Below are 21,558 nucleotides of genomic sequence, written 5' to 3'. Positions count from 1 at the left end.
AACATACGCATGTCGAAATGACTCGCTGGGCTGGTACATCTGCAACAGGCCGTTCCAAACGCTGCGGTTTGCAGAGGTTCGCAGGGTGGACTCAAGAGTCCACCCTGCGAACCTCTGCAAATCGGGCTGGTGCCAACGTGAGTCGTGGAAACTCGGTACAATCGCTGCCCCGCGCGCAGCTTGTCGCAGAGCGCCTCGTCCTGAAAGCACCCGATGTACAGAACCCTCACCGTCGTCCTGGCCTGCCTCGGCATGGCCGGCGCACTCGCCATCGACACCTATCTGCCGTCGATGCCCGCCATCGGGCGCGACTTCGGCGTCGGCCCCGTGGCCGTGCAGCAGACCCTGTCGGTCTTCCTGTTCTGCTTTGCCTTCATGATGCTGTTCTATGGCACCCTGTCCGATTCCTTCGGACGCCGCCGCGTGATCCTGGTGTCGCTGGTGCTGTACACGATTGGCTCGGTCGGCGCGGCCTTCGCGCCCTCGTTCGGCTGGCTGCTCGCCTTCCGCGCGCTGCAGGGCCTGTCGGCCGGCGCCGGCTCGGTCGTCGGCCAGGCCGTCGTGCAGGACCGCCTGAAGGGCGCCGAAGCGCAGAAGATGATGTCGCACATCATGATGGTGTTCGGCCTGGCGCCGGCCATCGCCCCGATCGTCGGCGGCTGGCTGCACGTGCACTTCGGCTGGCGCTCGACCTTCATCTTCCTGGCCGTGTTCGGCGCCCTCTTGATCGCGATGACGCTGCGCCTGCTGCCGGAAAGCCTGCCGCCTGAAAAACGCCAGCCCTTCCATCCGGGCACGATCGCGCGCAACTACGGCAAGGTGCTGCGCCATCCGCAATTCCTGCTGCTGTCGCTGTCGGTCGGCCTCGCGTTTGGCGGGCTGTCGCTGTACATCGGCTCGGCGGCGAACTTCGTGATGGTCATCCTCGGGCTGCCGGAAACCGCGTTTGCCTGGATGTTCATCCCGCTGATCGGGGGCATGGTCGCGGGTTCGGCCTGGGGCGGCAAGCATGCCGCGCACGTGCCGGCGCTGCGCATGAAGTGGATCGGCTTCGGCACCATGCTGCTGGCGGCCGTACTCAACATCGGCTACAACGCCTTCTTCCCGGCCGCGATTCCATGGGCGGTGCTGCCGCTGGCGATCTATACCTTCGGCCTGGCCGTGGCCATGCCGGCCATCCAGATGAGCGCGCTCGGGCTGTTCCCGGACAACCGCGGGCTGGCCTCGTCGATGCTGGGCTTTATCCAGATGATGTCGTTCGCGCTGGTGTCGGGGCTGGTGGCGCCGCTGCTGTTCGACAGCGCGTTCAAGCTGGCGTGCGGGGTGGGAGTGGGGCTGCTGCTGAGTTTTGGGGCGTGGCGGGTGAGCAAGCTGGCTTGAGAGCGGCCGCGGGCTGCGCGGGGATTACTGGCGGGCATGCCCGCCCTACGGTGCGCAGCCATGTTGGCGGCCGTGTAACGTAGGGCGGGCATGCCCGCCTTACGCACGTGTGCACACCGCGCCGATGTCGACACCGGCACGGAATCGCATCATCGCTTGTTGGTCTTCATCGCCGCCTGCACCTCGCGCTTGGCGTCGCGGTCTTTCTCGGTGGCGCGCTTGTCGTGCTGCTTCTTGCCCTTGGCAAGGCCGACCTCGCATTTCACGCGGCCGCCCTTGTAGTGCAGGTTGAGCGGCACCAGCGTGTAGCCGGAACGCTCAACCTTGCCGCGCAGCTTGTCGATCTCGGCGCGGTGCAGCAGCAGCTTGCGCGTGCGCAGGGCTTCGGGGTGGCTGAAGGCGGAGGCGGTACTGAGCGCACTCACGTGGCAGCCGAACAGGAACAGCTCGTCGCCGCGCACGACGACGTAGGCTTCCTTGATGTTCACGCGTCCGTCGCGAATGGCCTTGACTTCCCAGCCCTCGAGCACCAGTCCCGCTTCGTAACGGTCCTCGATGAAGTAGTCGAAAAATGCTTTTTTATTGTCAGCGATGCTCATGAAATAGCGAAAATCCGCGGGTCGGTTAAACTACAGCTTGTCGCGCCAGGGCGCGGCGCAAAAATACAACTTGTCCAACATCATAACAAACGGTTGACCAATGGCAGTAGTGCACAAATCAGTTTTCTTGGGCTATAGCGCCGAACAGATGTTCGACCTGGTGGCAAAAGTGGAAGATTATCCAAAGTTCCTCCCGTGGTGCAACGGCGTCAAGGTTGTCGAACGCAGCGAGGACAAGCTGGTGGCCAGCCTCGGCATCAACTTCCACGGCGTCAAGCAAAGCTTCACCACCTCGAACCACAACATGCGTCCGACGCAGATGAAAATGCATCTGGTCGATGGCCCCTTCAAGATGTTGGAAGGCACCTGGAATTTCAAGGCGCTGCGCGCCGATGCCTGCAAGATCGATTTCGACATGCACTATGAGTTCTCCAGCATCATCCTCGAGCAGCTGGTCGGCCCGGTGTTCGGCATGATTGCCAACAGCATGGTCGATTCCTTCTGCAAGCGCGCCGAGGCGGTCTATGGCTGAGCGGATCGGCGTGTCGGTCTGCTATGCCACGCCTGCGCAGGAATTCCTGCGCATGCTCGACGTGGAGCCCGGCACCACCATCGGGCAGGCCATCGAGGCCAGCGGCGTGCTTGCCGCCTTCCCCGAAATCAACCTGGTGACCCAGCCGGTCGGCATCTTCGCCAGGAAGAAGACGCTGGAGACGGTCCTGCGCGCGCGCGACCGCATCGAAATCTACCGTGCGCTGGTGGCCGATCCCAAGGATTCGCGCCGCAAGCGGGCCGCGAAAAAAGATGCCGGCGCGGCCAGGCCTGCTGCCTGACGCACAGTTTGTAGTTGGTGTGGCTTAACCGAATCTATGCCTCAAGGCATTCTTTGCTAAGATTGGCGGGCTTTCATCCGCATCGCAATCGGCATCCCGGCGTCCAAAGGTCGCCTCAACGGCTTGGAAGCTACGCGCGGCGTTGCCGCCCTTCCAGCCTTTTCGCCAGGTTCCAATGCTGAGTGCGCTGAGTCTCTTGCTGGTCACGACCGCCTTGTCGGTGGTCATGCTGTTCGTATTGTCGTCGCTGCGCAGCAGCAAGGTCGAGGGCATCCGCGAGTGGGGCCAGGCCAATGCCTGCGCCGTGCTGGCGCTGCTGCTGTTCGCGTCGCGCGGCATCCTGCCCGACCTGCTGTCGATCGAGCTGGCCAACGCGCTGTTTCTCGGTTCGGCGGCGCTGATGCTGGCCGGTTTCCGGCGCCACCTGCTGGCGCCGGTGCCGGTGCGCCCGCTGGTGCTAGGCATGCTGGCGACCATGGCCGGGCTGACCTGGTTCCACCTGGCCGTCGACGTGCTGCCGCTGCGCACGGTGCTGGTGTCGATCTTCCATGCCAGCGTCTACGTCGCGATCGGGCGTTCGATTCCGGCGGCGCGCGAGCCGGACCTGGCCTACGCCTACCGCTTCACCCGCCGCGCGGCCTACGCGCTCGGGGCGGTGCACGCCTGCCGCGGCATCTTTTACGCCCTGCAAGTCGGCACGCCGCTCGATTTTCTCGATCCGGCCGCCTATAACCTCGTCTTTTTCGCAGCCGGCACGCTGGCGCTGCCGGCGCTGACCCTGGGTGCGGTGATGATGGCCAACGCCCGCGTCCTGCACGACACGGCGTATGCCGCCGATCACGACCACCTGACCGGCGCCTGGTCGCGCCGCGCGTTTTTCACCTTTGCCGAGCACGAACATGCGCGCGCCCTGCGCCTCGACTGCTGCCTGTCGCTGCTGGTGTTCGACGCCGACCATTTCAAGCGCATCAACGATACCCACGGCCACGCCACGGGCGACCGTGTGCTGCGCGACATCGTGCTGCACGCGCAGGAAGTGGTCCGAAAGATCGATTATTGCGCCCGACTGGGCGGCGAGGAGTTTGCTGTGCTGCTGCCCGACGCCAATCACCAGACGGCGATGGACGTGGCGGCGCGCCTGCGCAAGGCGCTCGACCGCTCGCTGCAGCTGGCGCCGTCGACCATTCCGATCAGCTACACGGTCAGCATCGGCGTCGCTACGCTGGCGCCCGATGAGACGCTTGCCGGGCTGATGGAACGGGCCGACGCCGCGCTGTATGCGGCAAAGGCGGACGGTCGCAACCGCATGGTCAGCGCGCCGCTGCCGCCGCCCGCCGCGCAGGTGTCCGAAGGCGGCCGGCGCGGCTGAGGTCGGGCTTTTAAAAGCAGGGTCTTAGTTCTTGCCAGCGCGTTTGGCGCGGCGGCTGGCGCCGAAACCGGCGGCGCCGGCCAGCAGCAGGGCGATCGATGCCGGCTCCGGCACGTCGCTCGGCTCAGGTGCATTGGCGACGTTCACGAACACGAAGTTCTCGTCGTTGTAGTCGAAGTCGCCGCCATTCGGCTGGTCTTCGAAACCGACGGCGATCCCTGCCGGAATGAACTCGTCGCCTTCATAAGCGGCTGCATAGATGTGGTTGCGGCCATCGGCGTTCAGGGTCAGGTCGGAATAGAACGGACCGATTTCAGGCGAATTCACGTTGATCAGTTTGAACACCAGGCGGTCGTTGGCATTCACCTGGCCGAAGTTCAGCATTTGTCCATAAGCGGAGCTGTGATTGTCTAGGCCGTAAATGCCGGTGTCGACGCCATTCACCAGCAGGGCGATCCGGGTCGTGTAGGCGGCATTCGAGCCGACAAAATAAGCGCGCACGTCGCCGCTCGCCGCAGCGACGAAGTCATATTGCACGTTGCTCTCGATGCCTGGCGTGGCGTAGGCGGTCGGGATAGCCTGGGCTGGGGCGGCGAAAGCAAAGGCGATGGCTGCGGTAATGGTTGCGTAAAAAGTTTTCACAACTTTTCCTTTAGTTAAGTAAAATTTACTTATTAGCAATTTACATTCCAAAAGGAATTATGCTTTACAAAACAACAAGTTATGCGTCGGACGGGAAATTGTCGGATTGATAATGTAAGAATTTCCGACGCCTTTTGCCTCAGCGGCACTCGTTCAACTGTTGTTCCGTCCGTGCGCTGCCCGCCGCGCGTTCGGCGTCGTTCAGGAAGCGGCGCTGTCCATCGGCGCCGATTTCCGAGATGCGCATGCCGGACGCATACATGCGCTGGTTCTTGCGTACGTTCTCGCAATGCTCGGTATGGGCGGCATTGGACCGCGCCTCGGACTGCATCCTGGCATCGGCTTCTTCGCGCGCCTTGGCGCGCTTGCGGTAGTCGGCTTCGCGCTCGGCCAGCGTCGGCGCCGCTTTCGGTTTCGCCCCTTCGCTTGCGGGCGCGGCAGCGGGAGCTTCCTGCGCCAGGGCAGGGCGGCCGGGCATTTTCAGGATCTTCGACGGCGGCGTGCCGGGCGGTGGCGGCTGGTCGGAATACTGGCGGGTGCCGTTGGGACCGATCCAGACGAACTGGGCCTGCGCGAGGCCGGCGCAGCAGAACAGGAGCAGGGCGGCAAAAGAGGAGCGATAGGTCATCAAATATTTCCTGTGGTAACTATCTGCGATTCTCCATGATTCCCTGTACGTGTCAACGAAAGCCCCGTGAACCGTGTTTTTTCGGCGACGTGCGACGCCTTTCGCTGCATTCTGTATAATTCGCTTTTGCGCCTATAGGAAAATGCTATGCGTCTACTTCAAAAAGCACTCACGTTCGATGATGTGCTGCTCGTCCCGGCCTACTCGAATGTTCTTCCGGCCGACACCTCCCTTCGCACCAAGCTGACCCGCAACATCACGCTCAATATCCCGCTGCTCTCGGCCGCGATGGATACCGTGACCGAAGCCCGTCTGGCAATCGCGATGGCGCAGGAAGGCGGCATCGGCATCATCCACAAGAACCTGCGTCCGGCCGACCAGGCCCGTGAGGTAGCGCGCGTCAAGCGTTTCGAAGCCGGCGTGCTGCGCGACCCGATCACCGTCCCGCCGACGATGAAGATCCGCGACGTCATCGCGCTGCAGCACCAGCATGGCTTCAGCGGCTTCCCGGTCGTCGAAGGCAAGCAGGTGGTCGGCATCATCACCAACCGCGACCTGCGTTTCGAAGAAGATCTCGACGCCGAGACCCGCACCAAGATGACCCCGCGCGAAAAACTCGTCTACGTGAACGAGGAAGCGGACACCGAAGAAGCCAAGCGCCTGATGAACAAGCACCGCCTCGAGCGCGTGCTGGTCGTCAACGACGAGTTCGAGCTGCGCGGCCTGATCACCGTCAAGGACATCATGAAGTCGCACGAGCACCCGTTCGCATCGAAAGATGCGCAGGGCAAGCTGCTGGTCGGCGCGGCGGTCGGCGTGGGCGAGAAGGACCGTGAACGCGTCGAGCTGCTGGTCGCGGCCGGCGTCGACGTGCTGGTGGTCGACACCGCCCACGGCCACTCGCAAGGCATCCTCGACACCGTGAAGTCGATCAAGACGCGCTACCCGCACGTCGACGTCATCGGCGGCAACATCGCCACCGCGGCGGCCGCCAGGGCGCTGGTCGAGGCCGGCGCGGACGCAGTCAAGGTCGGCATCGGCCCGGGCTCGATCTGCACCACCCGCATCGTCGCCGGCGTCGGCGTGCCGCAGATCACGGCGATCTCGAACGTGGCTGAAGCGCTGGCCGGCACCGGCGTGCCCTGCATCGCCGACGGCGGCATCCGCTACTCGGGCGACGTCTCGAAGGCACTGGCAGCGGGCGCCTCGACCGTCATGATGGGCTCGATGTTCGCCGGTACCGAGGAAGCGCCGGGCGAAGTCATCCTGTACCAGGGCCGCAGTTATAAATCCTACCGCGGCATGGGTTCGCTGGGCGCGATGGCCGAAGGCTCGGCCGACCGCTACTTCCAGGACGCTTCGGCCAAGGCCGACAAGTTCGTCCCGGAAGGCATCGAAGGCCGCGTCGCCTACAAGGGCAGCGTGCTGGCGATCATCTATCAACTGGTGGGCGGTGTGCGCCAGTCGATGGGCTACTGCGGCTGCGCCACCATCGACGAACTGCGCGAAAAAGCGGAATTCGTCGAAATCACCTCGGCCGGCATGCGCGAATCGCACGTCCACGACGTCCAGATCACCAAGGAAGCGCCGAACTACCGTTCGGAATGATGTATTGAAAGCGGCCGGCGACGGCCGCTTTTTGCATGTGCTTCTTGTGGTTGACGACGATCGGCCATGAACCGTAGGGTGGACTCCGTCCACGCGGTATCACCATGTGATCATCCGCGCCGTTCCTGAGACCACCCGACCCAGATTACTTCTTTATATTGCGTTCAATGCACTCCAAAATCCTCATCCTCGACTTCGGCTCCCAGGTCACCCAACTGATCGCCCGCCGCGTGCGCGACGCCGGCGTCTTCTCCGAAGTCTTCCCCTACGACGTCGACGCCGACTTCGTGCGCAACTACGGCGCCGCCGGCATCATCCTCTCTGGCAGCCACAACTCCACGCTCGAAGGCGACTCCCCGCGCGCCCCCCAAGCCGTATTCGAACTCGGCATCCCGGTCCTCGGCATCTGCTACGGCATGCAAACCATGGCCGCCCAGCTCGGCGGCAAGGTCGAAACCGGCAAGCTGCGCGAATTCGGCTATGCCGAAGTGCGCGCCCGCAACCACACCAAGCTGCTGAACGGCATCAACGACTTCATCACCGATGAAGGCCACGGCATGCTGAAGGTCTGGATGAGCCACGGCGACAAGGTGCTGGAAATGCCGGAAGGCTTCAAGCTGATGGGCTCGACCGACAGCTGCGACATCGCCGCCATGGCCGACGAAGAGCGCGGCTTCTACGCCCTGCAATTCCACCCGGAAGTCACCCACACCAGCCAGGGCGAAGCCATCATCGGCCGCTTCGTGCACGACATCTGCGGCTGCAAATCCGACTGGAACATGCCGGACTATATCGGCGAAGCCGTCGAAAAGATCCGCGCGCAAGTCGGCACCGATGAAGTCATCCTCGGCCTGTCGGGCGGCGTCGACTCGAGCGTCGCCGCAGCGCTGATCCACCGCGCCATCGGCGACCAGCTGACCTGCGTCTTCGTCGACCACGGCCTCTTGCGCAAGGACGAGGGCAAGATGGTCATGAACATGTTCTCGAAGAACCTGGGCGTGAAAGTCATCCGCATCGACGCCGAAGACCAGTTCCTCGGCCACCTGGCCGGCGTCAACGACCCGGAACAGAAGCGCAAGATCATCGGCCGCGAATTCGTCGAAGTGTTCCAGGTCGAAGCCGGCAAGCTGACCAACGCCAAGTGGCTGGCCCAGGGCACGATCTACCCGGACGTGATCGAATCGGCCGGCAAGGGCAAGAAAGGCCAGACCATCAAGAGCCACCACAACGTGGGCGGCCTGCCGGAAACGCTGAACCTGCAATTGCTGGAACCGCTGCGCGAACTGTTCAAGGACGAAGTGCGCAAGCTCGGCGTGGCCCTCGGCCTGCCGCACGACATGGTCTACCGCCACCCGTTCCCGGGCCCGGGCCTGGGCGTGCGCATCCTCGGCGAAGTCAAGAAGGAATTCGCCGACCTGCTGCGCGAAGCCGACGCCATCTTCATCGAAGAACTGCGCAACACCCCGTTCGAGCTGCCGCCGGTGCCCGGCATCGATGCCGGCAAGGCGCCGATCAACTGGTACGAAGCGACCAGCCAGGCCTTCGCCGTGTTCCTGCCGGTGAAATCGGTCGGCGTGATGGGCGACGGCCGTACCTACGAATACGTAGTGGCCCTGCGCGCGGTGCAGACGCTGGACTTCATGACGGCGCAGTGGGCGCACTTGCCGCATTCGCTGCTGGGGAAGGTTTCCAATCGCATCATTAACGAGGTGCGTGGGATTAACCGTGTTGTTTATGATATTTCGGGGAAGCCGCCGGCGACGATTGAGTGGGAGTAGAGTTTCTTTTGGAAATTCTACTTTGTGGATTTGAAAAGGCTCGCTTCGGCGAGCTTTTTTTTCACATGAAGCGTTCCGACGAGGGTAGCTTTAAAGCCGCGCAAGATTAGTAGTTGATCCGATCAAAGCCGGCCAGTCGCTATCGAAGCTCGCGTTCCAGGTCAGCTTGCCTACGTAAAACTTTGCTATGACCCCACCGTACTATGAAACCCCTACGAGTAGGGGGAAGTCCAGTGACAATGCCTGAACGGGACACCGTTCCGACTTAAAATCTTGGGAATGGGAGAACAGGACTCCCTTCAGGCGCTACGACACGCGGTACAGGATGTCTTCACATGCTCAACCAGCGTTCGTCTGCGCCGACGTTTCCAGAATCTCGAACAGCCTGCCGATGTCGGCCGGCTTCGTCAGGTAGTGATCGAACCCGGCGTCGAACGCGGTCCGGCGCGCTGTCTCGCTGCCGTAGCCGGAGATGGCGATCATGAGCGAGCGTGCGTGGCGCGGCTGGTGGCGCAGCTGGCGCGCGAGCTCGTTGCCGTCCATGTGCGGCATGCCGATGTCGAGCAGGAAGACGTCGAATGCCTGCATGGCGGCGCGCTGGAGCGACGCAACCGGGTCGATATCGACGGTGACATCGAAGCCGAAACTGTCGAGCGCCATCGCCAGCATGCTGCCGGCATCGGCGTTGTCGTCGACCACCAGGATACGCTGGCGCCGGGTGGCGAGGTCCGGCGAAGATGCATCGCCCAGCGCGGTGTCGCTGTCGGCTTGCCCGGATTGCAGGCGCGGCAGCCGGATGCGGACCGTCGTGCCGAGCCCGGCCCCGGTACTGTCGACGCTGACGCGCCCGCCGTGCAATTCGACCAGGCTCTTGACGAGCGCGAGGCCAATGCCCAAGCCGCCTTGCGACCGGTCCGACGTCCGCACACCCTGGACGAACAGGTCGAAGACATAAGGCTGCACGTCCGCCGGAATGCCGATGCCGTTGTCCGCGATGTCGATCGCCACCTCGTCCCGCGTCGCGCTGGCGCGAATGGTAATCGCGCCTCCCGCTGCCGTGTACTTGACCGCGTTGTTGAGCACATTGGCGAACACCTGTACCAGGCGCTTGGCATCGCCATGGACGAAGACCATGCCGTCCGGCAGCGTCACCTGGCACGTCTGGCGCCGCGCTTCGAGCAGCGGCCGGGTCTGCTCGACGGCGTCATGGATGACCGAATCGATCGCCACTGGATGCCGGTCGAGCTCGATGCGGCCTGTGGTCACGCGCGAAACGTCAAGCAGGTCGTCGACCATGCCGACCATGTGCTTCACCTGGCGCCCGATGATGTCGCTCGTCTTCGTGATGCGCTCCTGCGATACGCCCGGCATCCTCAGGATCGCGGTCGCTGCACTGATCGGCGCAAGCGGATTGCGCAGCTCATGCGCCAGCATCGCAAGGAACTGATCCTTGTGGCGGTCGGTGTCGCGCAGTGTTGCCAGTGCGCGCTCGACCGCATTCCAGGTGTACTCGCCGATCTCCCTGAGGAGGGCGATCTCCTCGACCTTCCAGGCGCGTGGCGTGGCGTGATTGACGATGATCACGGCCATCGCCTTGCCGCCACGGATCAAGGGCAGCGCAAGCACGCTGCGGGCATCCAGGTCGAAGTAGTTCCTGCGTTCGCTGTCGCTGGCGATATCCGGGTCGGTGGCGACATCGTCGATCACGATGTCCTCGCCGCGTGCCATGCTATCGGCGTGCTGCTTGCCAAAACCGCTGAGCCGGAAGTCGCCATCGATGTCGGCGCTGGCGGGACCCGCGAAGCCGGGCAGGAAGGTCACGAGATCGCGTTCGAAGTCCGGCTCCGCATACATGACGCGGTTCGCGCCGAGCTGGGTGCTCGCCATGCGCGCCGCGGTGCGCATGATCAGCTCCGGATCGGCCAGCTTGCTCAAGGCGGTGGCAAGCGAAAGCAGGAAGGCTTGGCGCTGCTCGGCCAGCACGCGCGACGTCGTTTCCAGTACCGAGCTGCACATGCCATTCAGGGCGCCGTCATCGTCCCGGACCGGCGAATACGAGAAGGTGAACCAGGCCGCTTCATCGACGCCGTTTCGCGCAATCGTCAGAGGCACGTCTTCCAGGTAAAAGGCGTCTCCGGCCGCGGCGCGCTCGATCAGGGGGCCGATATCGGCCCAAATCTCCGGCCAGACGTCGCGAATCGGCAGGCCGAACGCCTGCGCCGGATGTTTCGCGCCCAGGAACTGCACGTAGCTCTGGTTGTAGAGCAGCACCCGCTCCGGACCCCAGACCACTGACATCGGAATGGTGGACTCCAGCATCATCGCCAAGATGTACCGCAGCGACAGTGGCCACGCTTCAGGGGCACCGAGCACCGACGTGGACCAGTCGTGCCGACGTATCAGGTCGTGAATAGGGGTTTTGCCGGGCAACACGTCTTGAAGAGGACGGACAGATTTCATGTAGTCATGGTAACACTATCGTTGCGGCGCAATGGCAAGCGCCGCACTCGTGCATGCGTCCATGCGGACGCGGCAAGCCGTGCGCCACATTGATTTCTGATCGTTAGAATAAGAACTTATCATTTGGATAATCATGCTTTCAGATTCGCTTTTCAACGCGGCCTTCCATGGTTCGCCAATCGGCCAGTATCTGCTGGCGCCGACCGACAAGCTCGAAATCCTGGCGGTCAACGACGCCTTCCTGCGTGCGGTCTCGCGCCGTCGCGAAGACCTGCTCGGCATGCCTTTGTTCGAGGTGCTCGGCGACGACCCCAACGATCCGGACGCCACCGGCGTGCGCAACCTGAGCACCTCCATCCGGACCGCCATCGACACCGGGCAGTCGCAGTTGATGCCGGTGCAGCGCTATCCGATCGAGATGCACAAGGATGGCCGAAGCTGGTTCGAAGACATGTACTGGAGCGCCACCAACACGCCGCTCTACGACGCCGACGGCAAGCTGGCCTGCGTATCGCACACGACCATCAACATTACCGCCCAGGTCCTTGCCGAGCAATCCTTGCTGCTCAGCCGCGAGGAAGCGCTGCGCAACGCCCGGATGGCCGAGGCGGAACGCAGTTATCTCGCGGGCGTACTGCGCGCCGCGCCGGTGGGCGTGCTGGTTGTCGACCGCACGCTGCGCGTGCTGCATCGTAATCCGGCGCACGAGGCGATGTTCGGGAGCTCGCTGCCCGAGCCCGCGGGGCAGATCGACTTCAGCCGCTGGCATGGCTGGTTCTTCGACGGGCCGGCAGCGGGCCGCAAGCTCGTGTCGGGCGAGTGGCCCTTGCAGCGCGCCTGCGCGGGCGAGATGGTCGAGCAAAGCCTGTTGCGCGCCATGACTTTTACGGCCATGCCATCCGAGCGGATGCTGCTGGTGTCGGCCGCGCCGATCGTCGATGGCGACGGCGTCGTGGTCGGCGCGGTCTCAGTGGCGATGGACATCGAATCGCGGGTACGCGCGGAGGAGGCGCTGAAGGAGGCCGACCGGCGCAAGGATGAATTCCTCGCCATGCTGGCCCACGAGCTTCGCAACCCGCTGGCACCGATCGGCGCCGCCGCCGCGCTGCTCGCGCACGACGGCACCAACGTCGACCGCGTTCACCAGTCCAGCGCCGTCATCACCCGCCAGGTGCAGCACATGACGGGCCTGATCAACGAGCTGCTCGACGTGGCGCGCGTCACACGCGGCTTGATCACGCTGGACACGAGCGTCCTCGATGCGAAGCGGATCGTCGGCGAGGCGCTGGAGCAGATACGCCCTGTCCTCGAGGGGCGCGGGCATACCCTGCAGGTCAGCCAGCCGCCGTCACCGGCATTCGTCGAGGGCGACCATAAGCGCCTGGTGCAGGTCCTGGCCAACCTGCTCAACAATGCGGCGAAATTCACGCCGCACGGCGGCACGATCAAGGTCGAGCTCGCGACCGATCCGCATCATGTGCGTTTGTCGGTTGAGGACAACGGCATCGGCATGACGCAGGCGCTGATCCATCAGGCGTTCGACCTGTTCACCCAGGCCGAGCGCACGTCGGACCGTTCTCAGGGCGGCCTGGGCATCGGCCTGGCGCTGGTGCGCAGCCTGGTGCAGCTGCACGGCGGGCATGTGAGTGCGGAGAGCGCCGGCCCCGGCCACGGCACGCGCTTCACCGTGTGCCTGCCAAGGCTCGACATCGGGCAGGTGCCGGCCGAGATCGCGCATCGCGCCGATCTGCGGAGCGGGCAAACCGCATTGAAGATCTTGCTGGTCGACGATAACGAGGACGGCTTGATGATGCTGGAAATGCTGCTCACGTCGATGGGGCACGCAGTCGCGAGCACGTCCCGTCCCCGCGAGGTCATGGCGCGGGCGCAAGCCCTGCGGCCCGACGTCTGCATACTCGACATCGGACTGCCAGACATCGATGGCTTGATGCTGGCCGGCATGCTGCAGGCCGATCCGGTCACGCGCCATGCCACCTTGATGGCCATGTCCGGCTATGGACAGGAGGCGGACCGGCGCGCGGCGCTCGCAGCAGGTTTCGATCGGTATTTCGTCAAACCGGTCGATGCGGACGAGCTGGCCGAGGCCCTGGCTGGCATCACGCACGCGGACCCGGAATAATGTCTACTGGATCGGCTGCGCATCGTATATTCTGAAACGCGCTTGCTCATGGAACATTCAATTGGTTCCCGGTTGCGCCGTAGGCAGCTTCGAACTCGGCGATGGGGCGCGGCATACCGAGCAGGAAGCCTTGCAGCAGGCGGCAGCCACGCGCAATCAGGAAGTCGCGTTGTTCGCCGGTTTCGATGCCCTCGGCCACCACGTCCAGTTCGAGCGTGCGGGCCAGGGCCAGGATGGCGTCGACGATTGCGCCGGCATGGGCTTCGCCCGGCAAGTCCTTGACGAAGCTGCGGTCGATTTTCAACTCTGTCAGTGGAAAGTGCTTCAGGTAAGCGAGCGAGGAATAGCCGGTGCCGAAGTCGTCGAGCGAAAAGCAGACGCCGTGCGCACGCAAGGCGTTCATCTTGGCGCAGGCATCGTCTAGGTTATGGGCAAACACGCTTTCGGTCAGCTCGAGGAAGAGCTGCTGCGGTGGTGCACCGGTTGCCGCCAGGATGGCAAGGACCTGCTCGACAAATCCAGGGTCGCGCAGCTGATGCGCGCTGACATTCACTGCCAGGGAAACTTCGCGCAATTGCGGATCGCTCGCCCAGCGCGCGAGCGCGCGGCAGCTCTCGCTCAGCACCACCGCGCCCAGCTGCATGATCAGGCCGCTGGATTCGGCCAGGCCGATGAATTCTTCTGGCGCCACAAGGCCGCGCGTTGCATGGCGCCAGCGCAGCAGCGCCTCGGCGCCGGCCAGCTTGCCGTTGATCCCGAGCTGCGGCTGGCAGTACAGCTCGAAGCGGTGCCCGGCAATGGCGTCGCGCAGGTCGTTCTCGAGCTCGACCTGGCGTTCGGCGGCCGCCTGCATGCCGGGGTCGAAGAAGCGCAGCGTGTTGCGGCCCTCGGCCTTGGCACGGTACATGGCGAGATCGGCATGGCGCAGCAGCTGGTCGACGCTGCGCGCGCCGGCACCGAACATGACCACCCCGATGCTGGGCGTGCTGACGCTGGGCCGCGCGCCCAGCGCGTGCGGGCGGGCCAGCGCCTCGAGCAGCTTGGCACCGACCATGCGCGCTTCGAGGATGGCCTCGGCCTCGCTGGTGCCGAGGCCTTCGAGCACTACCACGAACTCGTCGCCGCCGAGGCGCGCAAGGTGGTCGCTCGCGCGCACGGTAGCACGCAGGCGCGCGGCCACTTCGCGCAGCAGGGCGTCGCCGGCATCGTGGCCGAGGGTGTCGTTGAGCAGCTTGAAGTTGTCGAGGTCGATGAACAGCAGGGCGCCGAACTGGCCAGTGCGCGCGCAGCGCGGCAGGATCCTGGAGAGTTCGTCGATCAGCAGGCGCCGGTTCGGCAGGCCGGTGAGATAGTCGAAATAGGCCAGTTCGTGGATGCGGCGCTCGGCTTCCTTGGCGGCGGTCAGGTCGGTATTCGTGCCGGCGATGCGCACGCCCTTGCCGCGGGCATCGCGCTGGACTAGGCCGCGCGAGAGCACCGGCACATAGTGGCCGTCATGGTGGCGCAGGCGGAATTCCAGGCTGTAGGTCTTGTCTTCCGAGGCCACCAGCGCGTCGACAAAGGCGTCCACGCGCGGCATGTCCTCGGGATGCATCTGGGTACGCCACGCAACCGGGTCGCGCTCGACGTGGCAAGGTGGAAATCCCAGCATGTTCCACCAGCGCTCGGAATAGTGCACCAGGCCGCTGTCGACGTCCCAGTCCCATGGCGCGTCGGTGCTGCCCTGCATGGCCAGGCGCAGGCGTTCTTCCGACTTGAGCAGCGATTCCTCGATGCGCTTGAGGTGGGTGCATTCGGTGAAACAGACGGCCACTTGCTGGATCTGGCCGTCCGCGCCGAGCAGCGGATAGGCGTTGCAGATCAACCAGCGCGGGTTGGGGCCGGGCAGGCCGACGATGGCGTCGCGCACCGTCAGGCCGGAAACGATTACGCAGGAAACGGGATTGGCGTCGGGCGGCAGGACGCTGCCGTCTGCGTGCAGCAACGGCAGGGCGCCGGAGTCGGCCGGGTACTTGCGCATCAGGTCGATGGCGCCGCCGAGCAAGTCATGTGCGCAGCGGTTGGCGTAGACCGCCCGCGAATCTGCGCCGTGGATCACTATGCCGGCAGGAATGTGGTCGAGCAGTACTTCGAAATCACGCGGGTTCCACCCGGTGGGCGGGAAGCCATGTCCATCGGATACTTCGGAACTCATCATGGCCACCTGGAATGCGTCAATACAGGATTGTAATCCTTTTGACGTTCAAGCACGTTGGTGATGGGCATGCATTGAGGTCCAGTTGAGTCTGGCCCTTAGCGGATTGTTCGAGATACCATGCGCGTAAGGCTCACGGCAGGAATGGTGGTCGAAGTACGGTAAAACCAAGGTGATGCCCGTTGTTGCCACGCTGAGGATCGATGGCGCTGGTATGGTATCGTGAATGGTACAGGCGCAGGAGGTACCGGAAACACAAAGCAATTCATAGGCTTAGCTCAGCCATTAATCATCGAGTGGGAGTGAGCGTCTCTTTAGCAGCATGCTGCACGTGCAGATAATATACGAACCAAGGCCCCTGATTTCAGGGGCCTTTTTTCCAGCTTTGCTCGCTTTCGAACTGAGAGCAGGATGACCTTGCTATATGTCCTTAGAACTGTAACAATTTGCCGGGCCAATCATATCTGGCGTACCTTATGACCAACCTCCTGCACGTTCCGGTTTCGTCACGGGTGATCAGTACCGCAAGCTGTCTAACGCAAATTCCCTGTCCAAACGGCTTGCAGCCTAAGGCGGGATCTAACTTCCCCTCGTTAGATACTACGAGTTTGCTGGAAGGACCATGGTCCCGCCGAAACAAAGCCAAGATTGCACCAACTTCGCAACGCCGTTAAAATTTTCAACGACATGTCTCGGAACGCTTTCATACAGGCGTTTCAGTTCTTCGCGAGGCTTTGACTCATACATTTCCACAAATTCTTCCAAAGTTTTAGATCTGTAAAGCGGAAGTCTGGAGCAGGAGTGTGAGCAATCCATTGGCCCTTTCTTACATTTTTTTGATGAAAAGTCACTAAAATTAGCCGCGTGTGGTCGCCAGTACGTTCCTAACGGCCCTTTGTCGCGGAGATCGGCACATGTTAAGCCGTCTTTCAGTCTAATAAATTTCCAATATGGCTCATTAGCATGTTTTCGGAGTATAGGTAGTTCCTTGTTGAGCATAAAACTCGCGTTTTGATCGGTCTGATAGTGTCGGAGATTTGCAAGCGAGTCTAACGGAAACATGTTTTCTATAGAGTATACGTCTATCGTTTTCAAGTGTACCAAGGGTGCTGGATCCACAACATCGCTGCTAGCCATAGTTGTACTCCAATTGTTGGGAGTGCAATCGGGGAATCGAACGTCGCTATCTAAAATGCAAAGGGAAAGTCGGTCGCCGTGTTTCTTTATCTGAACGTATTCTCCAGCAATCGCACTTCCGCCGCCACCACGAAGCTCACCGTGTAACTGAACTGGCATGGCGTTTTCGGCTCCAGCAGCCGCAGCAATTTCAGCAAAGATGACGTACGCCTTTGCATCCTGAAGATTCTCAGCAAGCAAAATCGGAGAATTGAATAGGTTGTGCGGAATCAGGTGTAGTGGAGCTGTTATTTCAAATCCGAATTTTTTCGGTTTCAACGCGATCTGGCTTCCGCTAGCAGTGATTCGCACCCAAACTTTAAGCTTTTCAAGCAGGCTGCGCTTGAACGGGCGGGTTTTGCTTAGGTGCGAGAAAACCGCTAAAGGAAGGGTCCCAAGCCCGTTGATATCCTTTAATATTGGATAGAAATAGGGAGACTCCAGGAAAACCATCAGCTTTTGCGCGCGTCGAGCACGTGCAAGCACAGTAAGTTCGTCGAGAAGACGTTGATGACTACTATGGTTGGTATCTGCCGCGATGGAATCGAGGCCTTCATCGAGGATAAACAGCATTACTGAACCCCGTCAAAGAAGTCATATGGCCAAGAAAGTAGTAACCCTTCTTCATCGAAGCCGGATTTGATTATCACGCTTCCATCGCTCTGGGATGGGTCGGCTGTGAAGAGGTGGACGCCAATATCTTGCTCTGAGAAATTTAGCTGGGCAATATTACTCCCTAGCGACGAGGGCGATCTGTACTGGAAGGATACAATTTCGCCGCCGGGTGAGGCATCTTTAAGTGTCGCTTCCACTTCAGGTGTTGGTTGGGTGCGTCGCTTGTGTGCGATTAGACTTCCCAATTTAGCTATCAATGTTTCGCTATGGGTCTCAACGATAATGCGCAAATCAATACCAGAGTCTCGCGCGGCAACAAAACTACGTAGCAAAAGTTCGGCGAGCCGGCCTTGCATTTTTGGGTGCAAGTGAAGTTCAGGCTGTTCGATCAAGAACATGATGGGCTGGCGCGGGGGGTCGCCATTCAACGATCGAGTAAGGTTGTGACGACTTGGGCGGCGTTGGATTTGCCACATCTGCGCCAGAATAGGGATTACCTGTGAATAGCCGAATCCGACGTCTGCTAGATTAACCGAAGTATTTTCCCGTAGGTCGTCGATTACAATCGAAACATGGCCGATATGAGCCTCTACTCGGACAGCAAATCCCATGTGACGCTTTGTCCATTCGGCAAACTCAGCTGCCTCAGCTTCCGAAAGGCTCTTTAGGTACATTGCCAAGTTCTCGCCGTTCGGAGCAATTTCGTCGACAGCCAAACCTTGCAAACGATAATAACGCTCTGCGGACGCGCGGAGCGGAGTTATATAGCGAACATTCGAGAACGTCGAACTCAGCACGACATTGATACTGTTGAAAATTCGAGGGAAATCGATAACAAAAAAGTAGCGATGCAAGTCTTCAACCAGAGGGGAAGCGTCGTTTAGCAGCGCTAGTCTCTGTGAAAACGTATCGCCTAGACTTTGAGACGATAGTTCTTTCGCGAAAAACTTCTTCGGCCCGTAAAAGATCAACGCGACTGCCGTTCGAATTCGCTCGGCGGGAACTTTTCCATGGACAACTGGTCGCAACCTGCGCATAGCCTTTTCTTCGTAGCGCTCCTTGATGGGGTCCCAGTTAGCAATGCTGGGAAGCAGATCTTTCTGGCGAGTTAAGCGCACTTCTTCTTGATTAAAAGGTATGCCTTCGCCGTTTAGGCTGATCTTCTGAACAACCAAATCTTGGTCAACGATCAAATGGATGACGTTGCCATCGATGCGAATTTCATATTCCGAATAGACGACAGAATCTAGATTGATTGAGTCGCTAAACTGTCGCAACGTAAATGTGCACATCTGCGATCGATCCTCAACGCGTCCGAATCGCTTCGCTGCGAATCCTCGGCCAACGGCTATTGAAGAAAATGTGTCCAGTGAAAATTTAAATTCAAAGTCGATTCCTTTCTTTCCATCTTTTGCCGCTTCGTGTCGATTTACCGACTCGGCAAAGCTCCCGAAGTCGACATAATCACCAAACCAAAGAATATCGTTGATCGTTTTTTGTTCCGAACTTTGCCGCAACAGCGGAAAAGAACGTAGAAAAGTGCTCTTTCCGGCGCTGTTCGTACCGACCAGTACCGTCAGTGGCTTAATCTCTACCGCACCGGTGTTAGCGAGAGATCGCAAATTTTTTATACTTATACTTTCCATTGACGAGATTCCTTGGGTCAGTTCCGGGGGGGATGAGCAGTGGACACAAAATTGAAGTTGAGGGCATTAAAATACGGCGGCGGTTGCTCTAAGTCAAGTTTTAATCGTCGAAGAAGATTGCGCCGTGATTTCCTGGGTAAGGGGTAACGTAACTACGGAAAGGTATGCCGTTGCCGGTACGTTCCGTGCGGCCTAAGGAATTAGAGTAATGGGGGGCAGTGGAAAGAGGTACAAGACTATCGGCTGCAGCTTTGTCGAAGTGTTCCGGTAATGCTGGCAAGCTGACCGACACCAAGTTGCCAACGCAGGAGCGTTATCTACCTGGGCGTGAGAGATTAGTAGAGAAGGGCAAGACGGGCCAGACCATCCTAAACCACTATAAGGTTTGCAGCTACTTTTAGAACCTGATTCTGCTGGCACCGCTCCGCAAATTGTTAGAGGGCGAGGTGCGTAGGCTTGGCACTGTTCTATCCTACTGCACAACGTAGTTTATCGCCACTGTTGTTCTTGGCTTGCGAGCAGATCCGCAAGATCCGCGCGCAGGTGGACACGCCGCTCGAATACTTCATTCATGGCGCCCTGTGCGTCGCGTTTTCCGGGCAGTGCTATATCCCGCATGCGGACACGGGCCGCAGCGCCAACCGTGGCGACTGTTCGCAGGCATGCCGGCTGCCGTATACCCTGACGGACGGGCAGGGCGGCGTGGTGGCCTACGACAAGCACCTGCTGTCGATGAAGGACAACGACCAGAGCCGCAACCTGGAAGCGCTGATCGACGTCGGCATCCGGTCGTTCAAGATCGAGGGTCGCTACAAGGACATGGGCTACGTGAAGAACATCACGGCTCCACTACGCCTGCTGCTCGACGAGATCTTGGAACGGCGCGCGGGCTTCGTACGTGCCGCCAGCGGGCACACGCAGATATTCTTCACGCCGGACGTCGACAAGAATTTCAATCGCGGCCACACCGACTATTTCGCGCAGGGCCGCCAGGACGACATCGGCGCTTTCGATTCGCCGAAGTACCTGGGCGTGGAGGTGAGTCGTCAGCAAGGTGGGCGCGGATCACTTTGAGATGATGACCGATGCGCCGCTGGCCAATGGCGATGGCCTGAACTACATGAACAAGCGCACCAGCGTTAGCATCGGGTCAACACGGTGCAGAAGCTGGGGCAGGGTAACGATGGCGAGGAGGGCCAGCGCTGGCGCGTCTTCCCGAACGAACCGGTCAGTACCCTGCCCGAGCTGAAGCCGGGTACGCAGGTCCACCGCAACCGCGACCACCAGTGGGCAGCGGCGCTCACAAAACGCTCGGCCGACCGCAAGGTGGCGCTGCACCTGACCCTGTCGGAGCTTGATGACGGCCTCGCGCTGAGCTTGCGCGACGAGGACAGCATCTCAACGGTGACGGCCGTGCAGCTGCCGCTGCAGCCAGCGCACAACGCGGAGCAGGCCGACGCGGCGCTGCGCACCAGCCTGACTAAGCTGGGCAACACGATGTTCGAAGCCGATGGCGTCGCGCTGGAGCTGTCGCAGCCGTGGTTCGTGCCCGCCGCCGTCAATGCCTTGCGGCGTGATGCCGTGGCGGCGCATGAGGCGGCCCGGTTGGCCGCGTGGGAGCGCCCGGAGCGCAAGGCGCCGGGAATACTTCGACGGCAAGCTATACCTGGTCGATATCAGTTCGGAGGCGCATTTGCGGTTGTTCGCGGATGCGTCCGGAACCATCGTCGCCTCGTGGTTCAGTGGGCTTGTGCGTGCCTGTCGCGGAAACACGCGGCTTACCGGTAAGCCGCCCGGCACCATCTCGGATGAGGAAGTTTTTTTAGAAGTTGCACAAGGCCAGATAGTACGGGATTGGATGCTGGACTTGCGGCACGCTCCTGACCAAACCAGCGCCGAGCTGCGGCAATTTCTTCCTGCTTTCCTGCTGACGCCAGGTTAGGAGCCCTGGTTGGTTCTTCCCATATGTGCGTGGCAGGGCACCGCTCAGCGGTGACCTTGAGGCGGGCGGCAATTTGCCTGGATGGGGATTCGGAGAGACGGAGGGGGCTACGGGGCTTAGCAGTGACGAGAGGGTTCCCGGTCAGGGACGAGCATATGCAGCGAAACTGGCGAACCCGGTCGGCGTGCCTCGGATCGTGGCCGAGGCGCTGTTACCGAAACAGGAAAGTGTGTTGTGCGGTTGGTTCAACTCTTCACGCAGCCTTGGCATGGTACTGTGCGTGGTACTGATCAGCAGGTGTTGGAGAGATCTTTTGTCTAATCAAAGCATTAGCGCAGCCATTGATCATCGAGTGGGAGTAAGTTTCCATTTTAGGAAACATTCTTGTGCTATCCCTCAAAAGCTCGTTTAGGCGAGCTTTTTTGAGAGAACATGGGCGCGAAATCATCGATACCGTTATCGATCGAGCAGGCGTGACCAGACGCGCCAGGAATCACAGCTCTGGGTTGATGTGCCACGTTGCCAACTGTGGCAAGACCTCGCTGTTT

At 61.1% G+C, this 21,558-nt stretch carries 14 protein-coding genes and 1 pseudogene; 8 read left to right on the top strand and 7 right to left on the bottom strand.

Annotation, left to right across the window (positions count from 1 at the left end; all coding sequences use genetic code 11):
- The first annotated feature begins 213 nt into the window (after positions 1 to 213).
- Complete coding sequence (locus AC56LG_RS17970) at positions 214 to 1,380, top strand: multidrug effflux MFS transporter (RefSeq protein WP_497167435.1); 1,167 nt, start codon at positions 214 to 216, stop codon at positions 1,378 to 1,380.
- 149 nt (positions 1,381 to 1,529) lie between these two features.
- Here AC56LG_RS17970 and smpB read toward each other — a convergent pair whose 3' ends face one another.
- Complete coding sequence (smpB, locus tag AC56LG_RS17965; protein WP_192056765.1) at positions 1,530 to 1,979, bottom strand: SsrA-binding protein SmpB; 450 nt, start codon at positions 1,977 to 1,979, stop codon at positions 1,530 to 1,532.
- 100 nt (positions 1,980 to 2,079) lie between these two features.
- On the opposite strand from smpB, the gene AC56LG_RS17960 reads away from it, so the two are divergent.
- The 3 genes from AC56LG_RS17960 (at position 2,080) to AC56LG_RS17950 (ending at position 4,181) form a co-directional block, all read left to right on the top strand.
- Entirely contained in the window at positions 2,080 to 2,511 is a 432-nt protein-coding gene (locus AC56LG_RS17960) for a type II toxin-antitoxin system RatA family toxin (RefSeq protein WP_497167434.1), read from the top strand.
- The gene (locus tag AC56LG_RS17955) at positions 2,504 to 2,812 is read left to right on the top strand and encodes an RnfH family protein (RefSeq protein WP_192056767.1); all 309 of its coding nucleotides are present in this window, start codon (positions 2,504 to 2,506) and stop codon (positions 2,810 to 2,812) included. The genes AC56LG_RS17960 and AC56LG_RS17955 overlap by 8 nt, the downstream gene beginning before the upstream one ends.
- Before the next feature lie 175 nt (positions 2,813 to 2,987).
- On the top strand, positions 2,988 to 4,181 hold the full coding sequence (locus AC56LG_RS17950; protein WP_497167433.1) for a GGDEF domain-containing protein: 1,194 nt from the start codon (positions 2,988 to 2,990) through the stop codon (positions 4,179 to 4,181).
- Positions 4,182 to 4,205: 24 nt separating this feature from the next.
- On the opposite strand, the gene AC56LG_RS17945 is transcribed toward AC56LG_RS17950, so the two are convergent.
- Both AC56LG_RS17945 and AC56LG_RS17940 read right to left on the bottom strand, forming a co-directional pair.
- The gene (locus AC56LG_RS17945; protein ID WP_497167432.1) at positions 4,206 to 4,823 is read right to left on the bottom strand and encodes a DUF4114 domain-containing protein; all 618 of its coding nucleotides are present in this window, start codon (positions 4,821 to 4,823) and stop codon (positions 4,206 to 4,208) included.
- A 139-nt stretch (positions 4,824 to 4,962) separates the two neighbouring features.
- Positions 4,963 to 5,451: a DUF4124 domain-containing protein gene (locus AC56LG_RS17940; RefSeq protein ID WP_497167431.1), complete on the bottom strand. Its 489-nt coding sequence runs from the start codon at positions 5,449 to 5,451 to the stop codon at positions 4,963 to 4,965.
- Positions 5,452 to 5,598: 147 nt separating this feature from the next.
- Between AC56LG_RS17940 and guaB the strand changes: the two genes are divergently transcribed.
- The gene (gene guaB, locus AC56LG_RS17935) at positions 5,599 to 7,059 is read left to right on the top strand and encodes an IMP dehydrogenase (RefSeq protein ID WP_497167430.1); all 1,461 of its coding nucleotides are present in this window, start codon (positions 5,599 to 5,601) and stop codon (positions 7,057 to 7,059) included.
- Positions 7,060 to 7,226: 167 nt separating this feature from the next.
- The gene (gene guaA / locus AC56LG_RS17930; RefSeq protein WP_497167429.1) at positions 7,227 to 8,837 is read left to right on the top strand and encodes a glutamine-hydrolyzing GMP synthase; all 1,611 of its coding nucleotides are present in this window, start codon (positions 7,227 to 7,229) and stop codon (positions 8,835 to 8,837) included.
- Positions 8,838 to 9,176: 339 nt separating this feature from the next.
- Here guaA and AC56LG_RS17925 read toward each other — a convergent pair whose 3' ends face one another.
- Entirely contained in the window at positions 9,177 to 11,297 is a 2,121-nt protein-coding gene (locus AC56LG_RS17925) for a hybrid sensor histidine kinase/response regulator (RefSeq protein WP_497167428.1), read from the bottom strand.
- 133 nt (positions 11,298 to 11,430) lie between these two features.
- Here AC56LG_RS17925 and AC56LG_RS17920 point away from each other — a divergent pair, with 133 nt between their 5' ends.
- A complete protein-coding gene (locus tag AC56LG_RS17920) occupies positions 11,431 to 13,437 on the top strand; it encodes a PAS domain-containing hybrid sensor histidine kinase/response regulator (RefSeq protein ID WP_497167427.1) in 2,007 nt (668 codons plus the stop codon).
- A gap of 46 nt (positions 13,438 to 13,483) precedes the next feature.
- On the opposite strand, the gene AC56LG_RS17915 is transcribed toward AC56LG_RS17920, so the two are convergent.
- From AC56LG_RS17915 to AC56LG_RS17905, 3 genes are all read right to left on the bottom strand, one after another.
- Complete coding sequence (locus tag AC56LG_RS17915; RefSeq protein ID WP_497167426.1) at positions 13,484 to 15,634, bottom strand: putative bifunctional diguanylate cyclase/phosphodiesterase; 2,151 nt, start codon at positions 15,632 to 15,634, stop codon at positions 13,484 to 13,486.
- Between the two features lie 597 nt (positions 15,635 to 16,231).
- Entirely contained in the window at positions 16,232 to 17,380 is a 1,149-nt protein-coding gene (locus AC56LG_RS17910) for a hypothetical protein (RefSeq protein ID WP_497167425.1), read from the bottom strand.
- The gene (locus AC56LG_RS17905) at positions 17,380 to 19,068 is read right to left on the bottom strand and encodes an AAA family ATPase (protein WP_497167424.1); all 1,689 of its coding nucleotides are present in this window, start codon (positions 19,066 to 19,068) and stop codon (positions 17,380 to 17,382) included. The genes AC56LG_RS17910 and AC56LG_RS17905 overlap by 1 nt, the downstream gene beginning before the upstream one ends.
- A gap of 507 nt (positions 19,069 to 19,575) precedes the next feature.
- On the opposite strand from AC56LG_RS17905, the pseudogene AC56LG_RS17900 reads away from it, so the two are divergent.
- Positions 19,576 to 20,706 (top strand): annotated as a pseudogene (locus tag AC56LG_RS17900) (peptidase U32 family protein); the annotation flags it as partial.
- Between the last annotated feature and the right edge of the window lie 852 nt (positions 20,707 to 21,558).

It is taken from the genome of Telluria sp. ZB2R32 (genome assembly GCF_059685715.1).
The sequence above is the reverse complement of the archived record's forward strand: the minus strand, read 5'-3'. Positions and strand labels throughout refer to the sequence as shown.